General features: G+C 50.2%; 20 protein-coding genes. 14 read left to right on the forward strand and 6 right to left on the reverse strand.

The features are described 5' to 3' along the window. Positions 1–2: 2 nt before the first annotated feature. From gspF to EXY25_RS12110, 9 genes are read left to right on the forward strand one after another with little or no spacing between them, the layout of a single operon-like run. Positions 3–1,220 (forward strand): type II secretion system inner membrane protein GspF, encoded by a 1,218-nt coding sequence (gene gspF, locus EXY25_RS12070; protein ID WP_114337734.1) that lies wholly within the window; start codon positions 3–5, stop codon positions 1,218–1,220. Between the two features lie 29 nt (positions 1,221–1,249). Continuing rightward, positions 1,250–1,696: a type II secretion system major pseudopilin GspG gene (gene gspG / locus EXY25_RS12075; RefSeq protein ID WP_114337735.1), complete on the forward strand. Its 447-nt coding sequence runs from the start codon at positions 1,250–1,252 to the stop codon at positions 1,694–1,696. Between the two features lies 1 nt (position 1,697). Continuing rightward, positions 1,698–2,294, forward strand: a complete 597-nt coding sequence (gene gspH, locus EXY25_RS12080; protein ID WP_130566958.1) for a type II secretion system minor pseudopilin GspH — start codon at positions 1,698–1,700, stop codon at positions 2,292–2,294. Continuing rightward, positions 2,291–2,656: a type II secretion system minor pseudopilin GspI gene (gspI, locus tag EXY25_RS12085; RefSeq protein WP_130566959.1), complete on the forward strand. Its 366-nt coding sequence runs from the start codon at positions 2,291–2,293 to the stop codon at positions 2,654–2,656. The genes gspH and gspI overlap by 4 nt, the downstream gene beginning before the upstream one ends. Continuing rightward, positions 2,656–3,354 carry a type II secretion system minor pseudopilin GspJ gene (gene gspJ / locus EXY25_RS12090; RefSeq protein ID WP_114337738.1) on the forward strand — a complete coding sequence of 233 codons (699 nt, stop codon included), beginning with the start codon at positions 2,656–2,658 and terminating at the stop codon, positions 3,352–3,354. The genes gspI and gspJ overlap by 1 nt, the downstream gene beginning before the upstream one ends. After that, entirely contained in the window at positions 3,344–4,345 is a 1,002-nt protein-coding gene (gspK, locus tag EXY25_RS12095; protein WP_114337739.1) for a type II secretion system minor pseudopilin GspK, read from the forward strand. Before gspJ ends, gspK begins: the two co-directional genes overlap by 11 nt. Further along, positions 4,342–5,562 carry a type II secretion system protein GspL gene (gene gspL / locus EXY25_RS12100; protein WP_158537995.1) on the forward strand — a complete coding sequence of 407 codons (1,221 nt, stop codon included), beginning with the start codon at positions 4,342–4,344 and terminating at the stop codon, positions 5,560–5,562. Before gspK ends, gspL begins: the two co-directional genes overlap by 4 nt. Further along, positions 5,559–6,041: a type II secretion system protein GspM gene (gspM, locus tag EXY25_RS12105; protein WP_130566960.1), complete on the forward strand. Its 483-nt coding sequence runs from the start codon at positions 5,559–5,561 to the stop codon at positions 6,039–6,041. Before gspL ends, gspM begins: the two co-directional genes overlap by 4 nt. A gap of 4 nt (positions 6,042–6,045) precedes the next feature. After that, complete coding sequence (locus EXY25_RS12110) at positions 6,046–6,807, forward strand: type II secretion system protein N (RefSeq protein ID WP_130566961.1); 762 nt, start codon at positions 6,046–6,048, stop codon at positions 6,805–6,807. A 21-nt stretch (positions 6,808–6,828) separates the two neighbouring features. Here EXY25_RS12110 and yrfG read toward each other — a convergent pair whose 3' ends face one another. After that, positions 6,829–7,500, reverse strand: a complete 672-nt coding sequence (gene yrfG, locus EXY25_RS12115; RefSeq protein ID WP_130566962.1) for a GMP/IMP nucleotidase — start codon at positions 7,498–7,500, stop codon at positions 6,829–6,831. A gap of 119 nt (positions 7,501–7,619) precedes the next feature. Here yrfG and nudE point away from each other — a divergent pair, with 119 nt between their 5' ends. Further along, entirely contained in the window at positions 7,620–8,183 is a 564-nt protein-coding gene (gene nudE / locus EXY25_RS12120) for an ADP compounds hydrolase NudE (protein ID WP_114337744.1), read from the forward strand. 2 nt (positions 8,184–8,185) lie between these two features. Next, entirely contained in the window at positions 8,186–8,995 is an 810-nt protein-coding gene (gene cysQ / locus EXY25_RS12125) for a 3'(2'),5'-bisphosphate nucleotidase CysQ (RefSeq protein ID WP_130566985.1), read from the forward strand. Positions 8,996–9,063: 68 nt separating this feature from the next. Here the strand turns inward: cysQ and sthA are convergent, their stop codons facing one another. The 3 genes from sthA to EXY25_RS12140 form a co-directional block, all read right to left on the reverse strand. Beyond that, on the reverse strand, positions 9,064–10,503 hold the full coding sequence (sthA, locus tag EXY25_RS12130) for a Si-specific NAD(P)(+) transhydrogenase (protein WP_207232159.1): 1,440 nt from the start codon (positions 10,501–10,503) through the stop codon (positions 9,064–9,066). 138 nt (positions 10,504–10,641) lie between these two features. After that, entirely contained in the window at positions 10,642–11,682 is a 1,041-nt protein-coding gene (selD, locus tag EXY25_RS12135; RefSeq protein WP_425455766.1) for a selenide, water dikinase SelD, read from the reverse strand. Between the two features lie 96 nt (positions 11,683–11,778). Next, positions 11,779–12,906, reverse strand: coding sequence for an acyl-CoA desaturase (locus EXY25_RS12140; protein ID WP_130566964.1), 1,128 nt, complete (start codon positions 12,904–12,906; stop codon positions 11,779–11,781). A 146-nt stretch (positions 12,907–13,052) separates the two neighbouring features. Here EXY25_RS12140 and fabR point away from each other — a divergent pair, with 146 nt between their 5' ends. After that, on the forward strand, positions 13,053–13,664 hold the full coding sequence (gene fabR, locus EXY25_RS12145; RefSeq protein ID WP_114337748.1) for an HTH-type transcriptional repressor FabR: 612 nt from the start codon (positions 13,053–13,055) through the stop codon (positions 13,662–13,664). A 5-nt stretch (positions 13,665–13,669) separates the two neighbouring features. Here fabR and trmA read toward each other — a convergent pair whose 3' ends face one another. Continuing rightward, positions 13,670–14,767, reverse strand: a complete 1,098-nt coding sequence (gene trmA, locus EXY25_RS12150; protein WP_130566965.1) for a tRNA (uridine(54)-C5)-methyltransferase TrmA — start codon at positions 14,765–14,767, stop codon at positions 13,670–13,672. Between the two features lie 225 nt (positions 14,768–14,992). Here trmA and EXY25_RS12155 point away from each other — a divergent pair, with 225 nt between their 5' ends. Next, on the forward strand, positions 14,993–16,411 hold the full coding sequence (locus EXY25_RS12155) for a hypothetical protein (RefSeq protein WP_130566966.1): 1,419 nt from the start codon (positions 14,993–14,995) through the stop codon (positions 16,409–16,411). Between the two features lie 137 nt (positions 16,412–16,548). Further along, positions 16,549–17,355, forward strand: coding sequence for a glutamate racemase (gene murI / locus EXY25_RS12160; RefSeq protein WP_130566967.1), 807 nt, complete (start codon positions 16,549–16,551; stop codon positions 17,353–17,355). Positions 17,356–17,380: 25 nt separating this feature from the next. Here the strand turns inward: murI and EXY25_RS12165 are convergent, their stop codons facing one another. Continuing rightward, entirely contained in the window at positions 17,381–17,863 is a 483-nt protein-coding gene (locus tag EXY25_RS12165) for an RNA recognition motif domain-containing protein (protein WP_114337752.1), read from the reverse strand. Positions 17,864–18,368: the final 505 nt, after the last annotated feature.

The raw sequence follows: 18,368 nt of genomic DNA on the forward strand, positions 1-18,368 counted from the left end.
CGGTGGCAGTATTTGAATTTAAAGCGATCGATAAAGCCGGGCGCCAGAAAAAGGGCGTCATGGAGGGGGACAGCGCCCGCCAAGTTCGGCAGATGCTCCGTGACAAGGGACTGATCCCCACCGAACTGGTACACGCAAAGGCCGCCGAAGAGAAACAGAAAAAAGGCGGCTTTGGTTTTAAACGAGGGATTTCTGCGCCGGAGCTGGCGTTAATTACGCGACAAATGGCGACATTGGTTGCCTCTTCGATGCCCCTGGAAGAGTCGCTCAAAGCGGTGGCTGAGCAGTGCGAAAAAGATCGCCTCTCCACCATGATGATGGCTGTCCGCGGTAAAGTCCTGGAAGGACATACCTTAGCGGAAAGCCTGCAAGAATTTCCCCATGTGTTCGATGACCTGTTTTGTGCCACCGTTGCCGCCGGCGAAAAGTCAGGGCACTTAGATACAGTACTTAATCGTTTGGCTGATCATACCGAGCAGCGGCAAGCCACCAACTCAAAACTTATTCAGGCGCTGGTTTATCCGATTGTGCTGACGGTGATCGCCACCGGCGTGATCACCCTGTTATTGGCTGTCGTTGTGCCAAAAATTGTCGCGCAGTTTGAGCATATGGGACAAGGGCTGCCAACCACCACCAAGATCCTTATTGGGGCCAGTGACTTTGTACTTAACTACGGCCTTTACATCTTCGTCGCCGCTATCCTATTGATGATGGGTGTTCAGCGTTTGTTGGCGCAGCCGAAATGGAAGCTTAAGTATCATGGCTGGCAGCTGTTTATGCCGGTGCTGGGTAAGGTGATCCGGGGGATGAATACCGCCCGTTATGCACGTACCTTGGCGATCCTGACAGCGTCGTCGGTGCCGCTGCTGGAAGCGATGCGTATCGCCTCTGATGTATTAACCAATTTACGTATTAAAAATGCGACCCACGATGCTACCGGGCATGTGCGAGAAGGTACCAGCTTGCGGGCGGCATTGACCGATACCAAACTTTTTCCACCAATGATGTTACACATGATTGCATCGGGCGAGCGTTCCGGTGAGTTGGAACAGATGCTGACCCGAGCCGCTGACAACCAGGAACGTGAATTTGATTCCCTGATGACCGTTGCCATGGGCTTGCTTGGCCCTCTGGTGCTGGTGGCTATGGCAGGTGTCGTACTGTTTATCGTGGTTGCTATCTTGCAGCCTATTATTAATTTGAACAATCTCGTTGGCTAACGCCAATTTCCACAGAGGACTTTTTCAAGATGAAAACCTTTTCCAAGAATAACGCCGGCTTTACTTTGCTAGAAGTGATGGTGGTGATCGTGATCCTCGGGATCCTTGCGTCTTTGGTGGTGCCCAACTTACTGGGTAACAAAGAGAAGGCGGACCAGCAGAAAGTAGTCAGTGATATCACTGCGCTGGAGCAAACACTGGATATGTACAAGTTGGATAACGCTGTTTATCCAACCACTGAGCAGGGCTTGGAAGCGTTGGTGGAGAAACCGTCCAGTGCACCTGAGCCGCGTAAATACCGCGAAGATGGCTATATCAAGCGTTTGCCTAAAGATCCTTGGGGTAATGAATATATGTATCAAAGCCCTGGTGAGCGTGGAAAGATCGATCTCTATTCATTGGGTTCTGATGGTGAAGAGGGCGGTGAAGGTACGGCTGCAGATATAGGCAACTGGAACCTGCAGGATCACCAGTAAATTGGCAATAAGAGCTTCAGCTAGCAGACTGGCGGCGCAAGGCTTCACACTGCTTGAAGTGCTGCTGGTGACGGCGTTGATGGCGCTGGTTTCGGTCGGTGTCGTTTTATCGTTGAATCTTGCTGGTCCGCAGGAAACGCTGGAGCAGGAAGCTTCGCGTTTCAGTGCGCTGGTAGAAATGGCGGCCGAACAAGCGTTGATGCGTGGTGAAGAGTACGGCATGCGTGTTGATGACAAGCAGTATCAATTTTACCGCTTGGATGATGAGCAGAAATGGCAGCCGATTGAGGATGACAAGTTGTTTTCAACCCGAGCCTGGCCAGACATAGTGACCGCGGAATTGACCTTGGATGACCTGCCTTGGGAGCAGGAAAATAAGCTCACCAAGCAAGGCTCGATGTTTGAAGGGGTGGAGATTGAGCGAGAAGAAGATAAAGAGGCCAAACCGCAAATACTAATTTTCTCGAGCGGCGATTTGACTCCGTTCAGCTTGTTATTGTCATTACAGGATGTCAGTGACGACGAAATCGCTTTTTTTCGCGTCAATGGTCATGACACCGGCAATGTCGAACTATTGGGGCCTTTGGATAGACCGTGATTAACAGCCGAGGCATGACATTGCTGGAAGTTTTGGTGGCGCTGGCTATTTTTGCCAGCGCAGCCATCAGCTTGGCGCAAGCCACCACCGGGCATATCAATAGCCTGTTTTATTTAGAACAAAGCTCTATGGCGACTTGGGTTGCGAGCAACCGCATGACAGAGATCGCCTTGGAGAAAGAGTGGCCAAAATTGTCGGTTACTCGCGGTACCATGGAGATGGCCGGTCATACCTGGCATTGGACACAGCAAGGACTGGAAACCCCCGATAAAGAGTTGCGCGGTGTGCGTGTCGAGGTGTTTTATGAGGAGAAGGATAAGTCGCCTCTGGCCAGCGTGGTGAGCTATCGGAGTAAATCCTGATGTTGCGGGTGAAAGGGTTTACCTTACTGGAAATGTTGGTAGCTATCTCGGTATTTACCGTGGTGGGTGTCGCCTCCTATACCACGCTGAATAATATCCAGCGCAGCGAGGAGATCTCGCGGGAACGCTCTGCGCAGTTGAAGAAGATGCAGCGGGTGATGACCATTCTAGAGCGGGATCTTATGCAGACCACACGTCGTCAAGTACGTGTTGATGAACGTGAACCGAGCAAGGGGTTCATGTGGGTGGCTGAGTTTTTGCTGGAGAGTGAGTTTGATGGCATGGTGCTGAGCCGACAGGGCTGGCGTAACCCAAACGCCATGCTGCAGCGCAGTACGGTGCAGTCGATTGCGTATCGGGTACAGGAAAATAAGTTACAACGTTTGTATTTCATCTACCCGGATGCAGTCAGTGGCACTGAACCGAAAGAGTCGACCCTTATGGAAGGGGTCAACGGATTTAAAGTCAGTGTTTACGAGGAAGATACCTGGCAGCGGCCTTGGGAAAGTGAAAATATTCCTCATGCTGTTGCCGTTGAGCTAGATATTGAAGGGCTTGGCTTAATTACGCGGAAGTTTTTACTGCCCGGCGATGGTAAGTCCCATCGCCCAACCGCAGGCCCCGATGGCGGTAGCGGCAACAGTGGCCAAGATGACATAGGCGACAGTGACAGTGGTGGCATTCCAGATGAGAAGTAACCACTCACCTCGGCGTCAGCGTGGTGTCGCTATTATTACCGTTATGTTGGTAGTGGCTTTGGCGGTGATCATTGCAGCTAATATGACCCAGCGCTTGAGCCTGCAAATGCGCCGTGCCGAAAACCTAATACACGGTAATCAAGGGCTTTGGTATGCCATTGGTGCTGAACAATTTGCGATGAAGATCCTGATCCAGGGCTTTAAGGATGATAAGGATGTCGTGCACTTGGGCCAAAACTGGGCGCAGGAGGGCAATGAGTTTCCGGTTGAAGGCGGCTCACTGGGCGGGCAAATCATCGATCAGCAGGCATGTTTTAACTTAAACAGCGTCGCTGGTCCAACGCCGGAGAAAGAACTCAAGACCCGGCCGCCCCATAGCCGTATGTTTCAGGAGTTGTTAGAAGGTGTTGGGGTGGATGCATATGAAGCGGAGCAGATAGCGGAAGCGCTGCGTGACTGGCTCGATGCAGACTCAATCGTTTCCTCCAGTGCCGGTGCTGAAGACAGTGAATACGAATCGATGCCTGTGCCCTATCTGGCGGCAAATAGCTTGATGGCACATGCCAGTGAGTTGCGGACGGTGAGAGGCATAACCGCCGAAATTTATGAAAAGGTACGGCCTTACGTTTGTGCTGTACCGGAAAATCCGCTGTTACGTATAAATGTGAATACGATTAAGGCGGAGCAAGCGTTGCTCCTACAAGCGGCACTAACTCCGCGGCTTACATTAAGTGACGCGCAGGATTTAATTAATAACCGGCCAAAAAACGGCTATGAAACTATTGATGAGTTTTGGCGCCAACCTGAAGTCAGTGGTGCCGGCGATGTCACCGCAGCACAGAAGGAATCGCTAACGGTGAACAGTTTCTATTTTTTATTACAGGCAAAAACGGAAGTGGCAGATGTCACTTTTAGACTGGAATCGCTATTGAAGCGTGAGCAGGACAACAAATTGGTTGTGATCCGCCGCCAATTGGGAGGAACCCAGTGAACGAACAACTCGTGATCCGACTAGGCCACGAACATGACGCGCCAGTGCATTGGCTGGTCTGGTCATACAGCAGTTCAGAAGTGATCGCTTCTGGAACGCTCGCTGGTGTTGAGCAGTTGGAAACACTCCATGAACGTGTTGGGGGGCGCAAGCCCGTGGTATTGGTGCCGAGCAGCGAAGTGGGACTACATAATGTGCCATTGCCGCCAAAAGCGGGGCGTGCAGTTATCAAAGCCTTGCCATTTATGCTTGAAGAACAGCTGACACAAGATGTGGACAGTTTGCACTTTGCCTTAGGTGAGCGAAAAGACAATGTTCAGCAGGTCATGGTTGTCAGCCGTTTAAAGATGGCGCAATGGTTGGATTGGCTGCGAGAAGCCAATTTTGAGCCCCAGCGGCTACTGCCTGATCTACTCGCTTTACCATGGCAAGAGGACGGCTGGACAGCTTTGGATATGGAGCAGCAACTGCTGCTGCGTACCGATGAATTTGCCGGTATCGTTGTTGAACATGACAATGCAGAGCTTTACCTGCAGAGCATGATCGCGGCGCGAGAGGAGAGCGAAGAGCCGCAGCTGTTGAACAGCTATCAGCCATGGATCTTTGCTGATATTGATGGCTTACAGATTGAGCGTCAGCCAGAAGAGTTGCCGATGCAACTGCTGGCCGAGCATCTGCCAAGTCATAAGTGGAACTTGTTGCAGGGTGACTTTGAAGCTAAGCGAGAAGTGGACACTCGATGGCTACCCTGGCGCAAGGTTGCCATTGTGGTCGGCGTCTGTTTATTACTTAACATGGTGCTAGATGGCCTGCAGCTGTTAAGGCTAAGTAATCAGACCGCATTGGCGAAGGAACAGACCTTGTCGGTGTTTAAGGTGGTGTTTCCTGAGGTGAAAGCTTCTTCGGTCAGTAAAGCCCGCTCCATTATGAAGCAGAAGCTTGGCGAGCTCGGTGGCAGTGTGTCCACGGATCTCAGCCTATTTAGCATGCTGTCGCAGTTGGAAAAACCCTTCAGTGACGTCGCTAATATGTCCCTTGCATCGCTGAAGTTTGACAGTCGTAGACGAGAGCTGCGGATCCAGGCGGAAGGCAAAGCTTTCGCCGATTTTGAAAAGTTTAAAGCAGCGGCCCCTGACAGTTTTGACATTGAGATCGGTTCGTTGAATAACCAGGATGGCAAAGTCACTGGGTCGGTGACGATAAGAGGTAAGCAATGAATGCACTAAAGACTTATCTTGATGGGCTTGATGTCAGAGAAAAGCAGTTGCTGGCGATGGCGGCTGTAGCCGTCGTTGTCGCTATCTTCTATTGGGGCTTCTGGTCACCATTGAATAATGCCGTTGCTGATGAGCAACAGGCGCTGAGTTCGGCAGAGAGCCGCTTGGCGGAAATGAAACGTGCAGCGGTTGAGGTTGTTAACCTGCGTGCCAGCACAGGTAAGGGAAATGTTCGTAGCGGCTCGTTATCGTCGATTGTTAATCGAACCGCGAAGGCACAGAAAGTGGTTATTGCGCGCATTCAACCTCAGGGGGAAGATCTCCAGGTGTGGATCGATCGCGTTGCTTTTAATGATTTTTTGCGTTGGCTACAGATATTGAAACAACAGTATGGGATTGACGTCGGCAGCCTTGATTTGACGTCAGAGCAGGAAACCGGCGTGGTTCGGATCCGTCGTTTGCAATTAAGAAGGGGATAATGACGTGATTTGGTTACGCCGAGGCATCATTGCTGGTTGCCTGTATTTGGTTTTCTTAATAGCCACCCTTCCCGCAGCATTGCTGGTGAACTGGCTGCCCTTACCTGATGATGTGGTCCTGCAAGGCGTCAGCGGTACCGTCTGGAAAGGCGATGTGGCTGTGGTTAGAGAGCGTCGTATTGTGTTGGAAAAAGTGCGCTGGGATTTATCGCCATGGCCGCTGTTGCTGGGGCAAGTGAAAGCCAACGTACAGTTCGGTGATCGTAACTCAGAGATAAATGGCAGAGTCGATCTCGTTGCCGAAACAAGTGGTATCTCAATTTATAACGGCTACTTGGAAGTGCCGGGCAAATTTGTCGATAGTTTGGCGAATCTACCAGGAGGCAGTCGCTTAGATGGCCGTTTCCGCTACGCGATTGATCGTTTCGAACATGGGCTCCCTTGGTGTGAATCCCTGAAAGGAGATATCTACTGGGAAGAAGCGATGTTCAGTAATCGATTGCTGAAGAACCCTGCGCTATTGGGTCTATTTCATGTCACATTGAGTTGTGTTGACGGCCAGGTGGTCGGTGTCATTGATGGTAGCCAGAGCCCGCTTAACTTGACGGGTGAATTGAAGTTGCCTGATCGTGAACGTGCCGTTGGGTCACTGCTGATGCAGCCGGATCGAACTTTGCCAAAAGATCTGCGCGAAGGCCTAGAATTCTTGAGCGATAAAACCCCCGAAGGGTTGAAGATAGAGTTCGACACCAAGTTGGCTCTATAGCCGTTAAAAACTGCGCCCCCTTTATCTGGGGGTTGCCCGGATCGCGCTCAGCAGTTGCCGATAGTCTTTGATATTTTGGTAGTTAGGGATCAGCGCAGGTTGCTTCTGACTGTCGGGGTTGGCTACGGCTAACAGGTGAGCGATGCCGTATTTGCGAGCGGCATTTAGCACACTGACACTGTCATCAATGAATAGTGTAGTGGCGCGGTCAAAACCGATTTTTTTCTGCAATGCTTGCCACATCTTTTGCTCCTCTTTTGCTGCACCAAAATTGTGGCTACTCAGCAGTAGGTCCAGATGTTGGTCCAGTTGCGTTTTCTCGACTTTTAGCGAAAGACTGTCAGGGTGGGCATTAGTTAGCAAGATCACGGCTCTGCCAGTTTCTTTTAGCGCGGCAAGAAAGGGCAGGGTATCGGGGCGTAAGCTGATCCTGTTGGCCACTTCGCGCTTCATCGCCACAATATCCATCTGCAAACGTGCTTGCCAATAGTCGAGGCAGTACCACTGCAGTGAGCCACGCACTTCATGATATGCGTTCAATAGCGTGCTACTCGCCTCTGCCTGAGAGAGCCCTTTCTCTTCAGCGTAGCGCTTTGGTAGGTGCTCTAGCCAAAAGTGATTATCAAAGTGGAGATCCAGTAATGTGCCATCCATATCGAGTAAAACAGTGTCAATCTCTTTCCAATTCAGCATTTTTCTCTTCCGTTGCTCTGTCTGGTACAAAAAATGTTGGCACGATGGCAGTTCGCCGCTAGTGTAATCCTAGCGTCTAAATCTTGATATGAATATCAGCCCTTAATAATGAGTCGGTAATGAGCCAGGAACCTCCGAAAAGGCAAAAACCCAAGGTACTCGCGCGACGCGTCGTCGCCCAAAGTCGCCTATTCACCATTGAAGCGTTGGATCTGGCTTTCTCCAACGGTGCGCGCCGTGAGTATGAAAGGATGCAGGGCAGCGGACGAGGGGCTGTGATGATGATCCCCATATCGGGCGACAACTTAATCCTTGTTCGTGAATATGCTGCCGGAACAGACAGTTATGAGCTAGGCTTTCCCAAAGGTCTGATTGACCCAGGTGAGACGCCGGAACAGGCTGCAGATCGAGAATTGAAAGAAGAGATAGGTTTTGGTTGCCAACAGTTGACCAGGCTCAAGACGTTGACCATGGCCCCCGCTTATTTTGGCAGTCAGATGACTATCTTGTTGGCGCAAGATCTGTATCCAGAGCAGCTACAGGGCGACGAACCTGAGCCGCTGGAACGGGTATATTGGCCGGTCTCGGATATGCTGGGCTTGGTTCAACAGGAAGAGTTTTGTGAAGCTCGCAGTATTGCTGCGGTTTATTTGGCGCACCAATGGCTGCAACAGAAGAGGTAACAATGGAGCCGATTGCACTGCTCAATGATGTACGGGCGATGGCGGTCGAAGCCGGCAATTTGATAGTTGATATCTATCAGCAGGGACGGTTCGAAAAGCTTACTAAACAGGATGAAACGCCGGTAACGACAGCTGATCTGAAAGCCAATGATTTACTTATCAAACGTTTGACGGCTTTAGCCCCTGATATTCCAATCTTATCGGAAGAGGTCACAGACGTTGGTTTTAACAAGCGTTGTCACTGGGACAAGTATTGGCTCATTGATCCTCTAGATGGTACCGGTGAGTTTATTGCGGGAAGTGGCGATTTTGCCGTGAACGTCGCACTGATCATCGGTGGTGTACCCACACTGGGTGTGGTTCATGCGCCGGTATCAGGGGTAACCTATTTTGCTACCCGTGGTCATGGCGCTTTTAAGTGTCAAAACGGCGATACTCAGGCAATCAAAGCCACGAAGTTGTCACCGCAGCAGCCTTACTCTTTGCGGGTCGCTGTCAGCCGTCGGCAAAACCTTGAGTTGATCACTGATCGTCTGCATGAGGATGTACAGGCCGAGTTCATTCCCTTTGGCAGTAGTACACTGAAAAGCTGTATGGTTGCCGAGGGAGTTGCAGACTGTTATCTGCGTATTGGTCCTACCGGAGAGTGGGACACAGGTGCGGCACAATGTGTTGTCGATGAAGCAGGGGGGCGCATTCTCGACCTTGCCCTCAACCCGCTTAGCTACAATGAACGCGAATCGTTGGAGAACCCGAATTTCATTGTCTTGGGGGACGAGTCATTGCCTTGGAGCAGCATGTTAAAGAGTTAACCAGTGAAGATCTGACGAGACAAAAAAACCGCTGATAGTCAGCGGTTTTTTTATGATTGAGCAGGTCATCAAAACAGTCGGTTTAAGCCGTTGAGCGCCGCAACACGATAGGCTTCAGCCATCGTCGGGTAGTTGAAGGTGGTACGGACAAAATACTCGATGGTATTTGCGTCACCTTCTTGCTCCATGATTGCCTGACCGATATGCAGGATCTCAGATGCGTTCACACCGAAACAGTGAATGCCAAGGATCTGCTTAGTTTCACGATGGAAAAGTAACTTCAAACAGCCAACGCCAGCGTTGGCGATCTGTGCGCGAGCCAAGCTAGAGAAGTGTGCCTGGCCGATCTCGTATGGGATCTTCGCGGCGGTTAACTCCTGCTCAGTTTTTCCTACTGAACTAATTTCAGGAATGGTATAGATCCCGGTGGGAATATTTCCTATTAGTTTCGCTTCTGCTTTGCCATCAACGATGGCATCGGCGGCGATCCGGCCCTGGTCGTAGGCGGCACTGGCTAAGCTGGGATAACCGATCACATCACCAACCGCGTAGATGTTCTCAACGCTGGTTTGGTAGTGTTCATTCACTTCCAGTTGGCCTCGGTGGTTGGCTTTGAGGCCAACCTTTTCCAGTTTCAGCGTATCGGTATTACCGGTTCTGCCGTTGGCAAACAGCAGGGCATCAGCTTTTAATCGTTTCCCTGATTCGAAGCTCACTACCACACCATGATCTTCACCGACAACACTGGCGTAGGTTTCGTTATGACGGATCATCACACCGGAGGAGCGCAAGTGATAGCTCAGTGCGTCGGAGATCTCAACATCAAGAAAAGAGAGTAATCGTTCGCGGCTATCGATCAGAGTTACTTTACAGTCCAGTCCGCGGAAGATGGATGCGTATTCACAGCCGATCACGCCGGCACCATAAATGATGATATGCCGAGGGTGGTGGGTGAGATTTAAAATAGTGTCGCTGTCGTAGACCCGTGGGTGAGAAAAATCGATATCAGCGGGGCGATAGGGGCGAGAGCCCGGGGCCAACAAAAGTTTGTCAGCCGTGATTGTTTCGGTTCCGCCCTCAACAACCACCTTAACAGTATTGCGATCAACCAACTCGGCGCAGCCATGGATCACATCAACATCATTGCGGTTGTAAAACCCGGCACGCATTCGGGTCTGCTTGGTGACGACAGACGCCGCTTGCTTCAAAATCTGATCAAAGGTCCAGGCGCGCGGCTTATGGAATCCTTCGACAAACAGTGGGCTGTTATTGAAATCGATCAGACGGGAAACCGAGTGGCGTAGTGCTTTTGACGGGATCGTTCCCCAATGGGTGCAGCCCCCACCGACATCTTGATGGCGCTCAACAACGGCGACTCGCTGGCCGCGTTTGCTTAAGTTCATCGCAGCACCTTCACCTCCCGGACCTGAGCCGATGATGATCGCATCGTAGTGCTTGTTTTCAATTTCTTCACAGGGTGTCGTAGGAGAGGCTTTTTGTTTTGTCACAGCGAGTATGCTTCTTATTGGCCGCAGAGAACGCCTATGTTACCGATCCCTGCAGGCCGACTAAAGTGCAAACAGCATAAAAAGCGCCCAAATGACGGAAACTCACGACAACGAGCGCTAATTTGTGGCCAATATCGGCTAATTTACTGACACTAGGGGCTGACTATTATCTGCAGCCAGTAACCGGCCTATTGCTTGTGCTGGCATATGATGTTGCGCCAATACGGCTGCTACCGCGTCACTTTGCTCCTGCGTTACTGCAATTAGCAGGCCACCACTGGTTTGTGGATCGCAGAGTAGCTGCCGCTGCAGTTCGGTTAATCGCGCTGCTTTATCGCCATAGCTGGCGAAGTTACGCTCGGTACCACCGGGAACACAGCCTTGACTGCGATAGAACTCTACCTGTGCCAGCAGTGGTACCTGGGCAAGCTCGATCTCCGCACGTACGCCGCTGCCTTCGCAGATCTCAATTAAGTGACCTAGCAGGCCAAATCCGGTGATATCGGTCATTGCAGTGACACCGTCCATCTGCGCTAACTGATAGCCTAAGCTGTTGAGTTGGCACATGGCATCAATGGCGATCAACTCATCTTCGCTACGCAGTTTTTTCTGTTTTTGGGCGGTAGTGAGAATACCGATACCCAAAGGTTTAGTAAGAAACAGTTGGCAATCGGCTGTGGCCTGATCATTGCGCTGTAGTTGGCTTAGTGGCACCTCGCCGGTGACAGCTAAACCAAAAATAGGCTCTGGGGCATCAATGCTGTGACCGCCTGCAAGCAATATTCCTGCATCAGCACAGGCTTGACGCCCACCATCAACGACTTGGGCGGCAACCTCTGGCGGCAATTTCGCCGTCGGCCAGCCAAGAATCGCGATCGCCATTAGCGGTTTGCCACCCATGGCGTAGACGTCGCTGATGGCATTAGTGGCTGCGATACGGCCGAAGGTAAAGGGATCATCGACTATCGGCATAAAAAAATCAGTGGTACTGATAACGCCGCGGCCGTCGCCTAAATCATAAACGGCGGCATCGTCTTTGCTCTGATTGCCGACTAATAGCTTAGGATCAGAAGGCAGGGCAAGCTGACTGTGGAGAATAGTGTCTAATACCGCCGGGGAGATCTTGCAGCCACAACCTGCGCCGTGGCTATATTCGGTGAGTTTAATCGATTCCATCAAACGTATGCCTAGTTATCACAATCGGTTAAGGATAACGGTGCGCGGATTGATGACAAGTGCGGAAATCAACTATTACTGATTTCCACACTTGTTTAGTTAGGTGTACTGGGCAGTGAGTTGGCGCCACTGTTTATGTTGGGCCAACCAGCGTTGTTGTAGCTCTCGACACTGTGTCACTAGTTCACTTTGCTCATAGCGTTTCAGCATGCGTCGCTTCTTTAGATCAAGCAAACGCTTACGAGTACTGTAGAAGGCGTTTAGCTTAGCCAGCAACTCTTCATACTCCGCTTGAGTTTTGGCGATCAATTGTTCGGTATTGCTGCGCCCTTGTAACCGGCTTTGCAGGCGTTGTAGCTGCATATGATAACGTGCCGCTTGGATCCGCTCTTCCGGGCTTTTTTTCAATTTACTGGTTAAACCAAGCCAACTGCAGCTTTTGATTAACCATTTGGTGGGATCAAATTGCCACCAACGAATGCCATTCCGGTAATCGTATTCAAACAGATGATGAAAATTATGATAGCCCTCGCCATAGGTTAAAAAGGCGAGAAAACCGTTATCGCGCGCACTGTTCTTATCGGTGTAGGTTTGCTTGCCCCAGATATGCGCCAACGAGTTGATAAAGAAAGTGAAATGGTGGCTAAGTACCAGCCGCAGTAACCCACACATCAGGAAAGCGCCGATCACGTCACCACTAAACAGACCAAAGATGACTGGAATACCGATATTGGTAGCGAGCACGAGGGGGAGGTAATACTTATGTTGCCACATCACGACCTTATCGCGGGTGAGATCACGAACATTACGGTAGTCGTCATAACTGTCGCCTTGATACTCGCGCAACATCCAGCCGATATGGCTGTACCAGAAGCCGCGTCCGGCGGAGTAGGGATCTTTCTCATTATTGTCGACATGGCGATGATGCACCCGATGATCAGAGCTCCAGTGCAGGGCACTGTTTTGTAGAGCAAATGCGCCACCAATAGCGAATATTACTTTCAGGACAGGGTGCGCTTCGTAGGTCTTGTGTGACCATAAACGGTGATAACCCGCCGTGATAGATATTCCTGAATAGCCAAGTAGTAAAATACAGCCGACCACTTCCGCGAGGCCGAAGCCGTGATAAAAACCCCAAGCTGGAACTAGGATCACAGCTCCCAGTAGGGTTAAAGAAAATAGCAGGATATTAGTCCATATCAGTGGTGGTTTAGGTGAAACTGACATTATTGGGTACTCATGTTTATTTTCAGCGTACAGTTGTACGCTGATTCTATCTTGCCTGTTCCCTAATGCAACCATTCTTATATGATCCTGCCTTGGGTATGATGGGGATGAAGATGGCAGTGTAAATTGACAAACAAGGGGCGTTCGTGGGCGTTCGGGCAGAACAAAAGTTAAAAACAAGACAGGCACTAGTTGATTCGGCCTTGTCACAACTCAGTGCGGAAGTAAGCTTTGCCAGCCTGAGTCTGCGTGAAGTATCACGGGAGGCCGGTATCGCTCCCACCTCTTTTTATCGCCACTTCCGGGATATGGATGAGCTCGGTTTAACCTTAGTGGATAGCGCAGGTTTGACCCTGCGACAGCTGATGCGTCAGGCACGGCAGCGGATTAAGGATGGCGGCTCGGTGATCAGAACGTCAGTGGAAACTTTCATGGAGTTTGTCACTGAGAACCCCAATGTTTTCCGTTTGTTACTGCGTGAACGTTCCGGCACTTCGGCCTCTTTTCGGGCAGCGGTAGCACGCGAGATCCAGCATTTTATTGAAGAGCTGGCGCACTATCTGATGTTGCAGGTGGGAGGGCGTTCGGCGGATGTCAATGTCCAGGCTGAGGCGATGGTTACTCTGGTGTTTAGTGCCGGTGCGGATGCACTTGATCTGCCTAAAGATCAGTTACCCGTGCTGACCGAGCGTGTGATAAAACAGTTGAAACTGGTTGCCCGTGGGGCAGCCAGTTTCAGATCGGATGAGATCGAGTAACTTGCTTATTGGCGGCGAGTGAGTAGAACGCCAGCTTCGCAATGGTGGGTGTAAGGAAATTGATCAAATAATGCGAAACGGCTGATCTCGTGGGTTTCGATTAACTGCTCCAGGTTTTCCGCTAAGGTTTCTGGGTTACAGGAGATATACAGAATATTGTCGTAGCCCTGTACTAGATTGACCGTATCTGGATCTAGGCCTGAACGGGGAGGATCGACAAAAATGGTATTACATTCGTAGCTACTGAGATCGACACCCGCCAAACGATTAAATTTTCGTCCAGCCATCGCCTCGGTGAACTCTTCACTGGACATGCGGATCACGGTGACATTATCGACCTGATTCAACTTCATATTCAATTGTGCGGATGCCACTGAGGGTTTGGCTATCTCGGTAGCCAGCACTTTACGGAAGTTCTGTGCCAGAGGCAGAGTGAAGTTGCCATTACCACAGTAGAGTTCGAGCAGGTCCCCCGACATCTCTTTGGTGGTATCGACCGCCCAATTAAGCATCTTTTCACAGACCCCAGCATTGGGTTGAGTGAAACTGTTTTCTATCTGTTGGTAGTGAAACGACTTATCGCCGACAGTGAGCGTTTCCATCACATAGTCACGGGCTAAGACGATTTTTTGTTTGCGTGCGCGGCCGATAAGCTCAACTTTGCCATGCTGCTGTAGGGTTTGCTGCAACTGCGTTGCCGCCGCCTCCCATTCAGTGTCTAACTGACGGTGATAAAGCAGGGAGATGGTCGCTTCACCGGTTTGAGACGAGAGAAAGTCTACCTGAAATAGTTTCCGGCGGAGTACCGGTTGCCCTTTGATCTCGTTTAGCAATGCGGTCATCAGCTCATTAATAAGTTGAGACGCTTGCGGAAAGCTTGTCACTTTGTAGTGATTACGGGTGCCCTTATCAAACATGATGTAGTCAAGATCGTCCCCATCATGCCAGACCCGAAATTCAGCGCGCATCCGATAGTGACTAGGCGCGGAAGCAAATAGTTCCAATGTGGGTGGCGAAAAGCGGTTAAAGGTCTCTGTTAACCAACGACTTTTGTCCGCTAGCTGGGCATCGTATTCGGATTGGGAAAAGGATAACTCAGCCATTGGCTACTCCATTGGTCACTGCCGTTTTGACAGCGAAGCTCTCTGATAAGGGGCGCAAATTTTAGGCAAACTGGCGGCAGAGTCAAAAAAACCTGCATTAGAGCTTAGATGAGCAAAATTAAAATGGTCAAAAAACAGTCAAGTTTAATCTTGCTGAGCCGATAGAGAGTTCAGAGGCGATTAGGAGGTACGCATATCGATAGAATAAACGGATAGGACCTCATTATGTTTCAGTTCAATCAACAACTCTTCAGCAACTTATCTACAAATCGTGATCAGCTGAGTTATCAGCAGAACTATTCCGCAACAGCTTCTACTCAACCGACTCGCCCCCTGGCTAGTTTACCATCAGCGCAGCCATTGCCAGATGCCGTTGCTCAGTCGCCACTAGTTGAGCCGCAGGCTAAAGCTGCGCGCGTTGATAAAGCGCTAAGTCAATCTTTAAGTGAGCGCTTTCCGGCGGTTGCGACGGAACCAGCCTCCGCTTATGCCACTGAAAGTTCGAAGAAACTACAAGCACTGACTGCCAAGCTGTATCAAGCGCAATCAGACGGTGCCAGTAGGAAAGAGCTAAGGGCAGAATACCGTGAGTTACGCCGGGATGTCCGTTCGGCCTTTAAAGAAGCGAGAAGCGATCTAAAAGAGAGCGGTTTGTTCGATCGCGATATGCGCCATACCTTGCAGGGTGAATGGAAAGCATTTTCTGGTTCGCTTAAGCAGTTTCGACAAGCATTGAATGAACCGGTGCAACCCACTGCTCCCCAAGCGCCTGTGCAAATGCAAACGGTGAGCTATCAAACTGCCAGCTTTAATATGAGTAGTAACGGTAGTGAAGTGAATATGAGCTTCAGTAGTCAGCAGTATTTCAGCCAGACCAATGTCGGCAATAATCAACCACAGCAATCAGCTTTGGAAAGCAAAGAGATAGCGCCAACGCCATCCCTAGTTTCTGAGTCTCAGCCTGAAGCTGTTGCAATCGCAGAGCGCCCCACAGGGAATCAAGAAGAGGCAGCTGTAGCCGTTCTTCCGCAAGCAGAAGTTGACGCCAGTGCAGAGGCTTCAACCTCTAGTCAGCCCCTCTCACCCTTATCTATGTTGCAGCAGTTTTTGCAGAGCTTACCTGGAGCGGTTGGTGCAGGCAGCTATAGCATGATGGCCAGCAGTCAGTTCTCCTTCTCCGCATCAATGAATATGCAGTCTGGCAATGGCCAGTTTCAGGCAAGTTATAGCTATAGTGGCAGCGCTCAATTCTATTATGCGGTGAATGGCACACAGAGCAGCCAGCAGACTGGTGAGGTTGCAGGATTGGTTGGGGATCTATCCGAGCTGGCAGATCAATATCAAAGTGGTGCGATAGAAGCCGCAGTAGCTGGCGCAACAAACGCTTCGCAAGAGGATGACGATACCTATAGTCCGGGGACAGGATTAGCACAACAAAATTCCGCTGCCTCTGAGGTCGTTGACTATAAAGCGCGGCTATTGCAAGTCGAGGAGGGGTTCAAGCAGCAGTTCTCTCAACAGCGTGCCATGTATGAAGTGTCGGAGCTTATCTTTGCCCAGCTCAATGGTCAGCAGAGCTCAAACCAAACGCAGCTGCAAGTTGAGAAGTTTGAACAGTTTAACCAGTCTGTTCGGTTTAACTAGTTTGTACGTGCGCCAACGCGCAGGTTCGGGCCCCAAGTATTAAAGGTTACTTTTATTCTCTTCAGTCTGGTTTTACCATGAGGCCCCACATATCAATGTGGGGTTTTCTTTTTTACAGCCTCTGGTCACGATAAGCGATGTCACTGAGACAACCAATATTAGTATTTGATTCTGGCGTGGGTGGATTGTCAGTTTGGCAGGCGATCCGTTTAGCTTACCCCGAACTAACCTGTCATTACTTGATGGATAATGAAGGGCAGCCTTATGGTGAGCTTGACGATTCGACGCTAATCCGACGAGCATGTGACCTGATTATGCAGGTGGTTGAACAGGTTAATCCCGCTTTAGTCGTGGTGGCGTGCAACTCAGCCAGCACGTTAGTGTTGCCAACGCTGCGGAAGCAACTCGACCTGCCCGTTGTTGGTGTCGTGCCTGCGATTAAGCCTGCCGCTTTTCAGAGTAACAATAAGCATATCGGTATACTGGCAACGCCTGGCACCGTGGCTCGAGCCTATACACAGGCGTTGATCGACGAATTCGCCGCAGATTGTCGTATCTCGCGGATTGGAAACAGTGAATTGGTGGGGATGGCTGAGGACAAGTTAGCCGGAAGAGCTGTGAATTTACCACGGCTAGCGGAGATCCTTGCGCCTTGGTCGCAAGGTGATGGTCCAGATACCATTGTTCTTGGTTGTACCCATTTTCCGCTGCTGGCAGCAGAAATCATCGAATGCTTGCCCTCTGCCCATTGCATTGATAGCGGTGAAGCGATCGCTAGACGCGTGACAAATTTGTTGCTACCGGCGGCGAACACAGCAAAGTTGGATGTCAAAGAGAGGACGTTATGGGTGACGAAACAAGATCAGCGTCTAGCTCAGCAATGGTCATCTTTCTTATTGGCTGGTTTGACACAAATACAGGTAATAAAAAGCCGGCTAACTTAGCCGGCTTTTGTGTACCTAATATCGATTAGGTATCTTCGTCTTTACGTTCCTTAGCTTCACGTACTTTCAACGTTCGCTGTTGGAACTCATTGTCATTCAACGCGGTCACCGCTTTACTTGCATCCGCTTGGCTCATCTCGACAAAACCATAACCTTTACGACGGCCAGTTTGACGATCTTTCATTAGGCGTACCGAAAACACTTTGCCGTACTTCTCAAATAATTCGCGCACGGCGGCTTCATTCGCACGGTAGGGAAGATTTCCCACATAAAGGGTTTTAACTTCACCTGGCTCGACATGATGGTCTTCATCGTCTTCTTCATCATCAATGTCATCAGCGCTATGGCTTGGCAAAAACAATGGAACAACAACGCCACCAATGACAAGGCCAGCGGCAAACAAAACACTGCCACTGATTTGAATATTTAGAAACTGTACTGCGAGATATCCTAATAAGGCCAATGCGGCACTAAAGAGGAGAGACTTGATAAAATTAACTGCATTCATTGCATTTGTACTCAATGTTGTAATAACTAAACGTTTGAAGGCAAAAAGTAAGATTTTTGATACTAACGGGCTTTCTGACTATCAACCAGCTTTGCCCTACATTAACTGCCGCTGTTGTTACAAAATTTAAACATGGCTCTCATTTTTGCTGGTTTGCACAAGAACTGACCACTTGAACTAGATCACATAAAAAAAGCGTTGACGGTAGGATTAAGGTGCCTATAATGCCGCCTCACTCGCTCAGGGCGAGGCAGCGGGAAGAAACGAACGGTTTAAGTTTTTATCTTTCTTCTGGTCACTTAGTAAAAAAGATGTTTTTACTGGGTTGACAGCGGGGCTAAGAAGCGTAGAATGCGCAGCCCTTGCCGCGGACAACGAATGCGTTGACCGGGCAGCCAAGCTAAGGTTTGGCGAGATGCAACAGCATCGTTCTTTAACAATTTGGTCAGACAATCTGTGTGGGCGCTCACGGGTGTTGAAGTAATCAAAGATTATTCAACGAAAC

Origin of the sequence: Corallincola spongiicola (assembly GCF_004284785.1) — a bacterium.
Lineage (GTDB): Bacteria > Pseudomonadota > Gammaproteobacteria > Enterobacterales > Neiellaceae > Corallincola > Corallincola holothuriorum.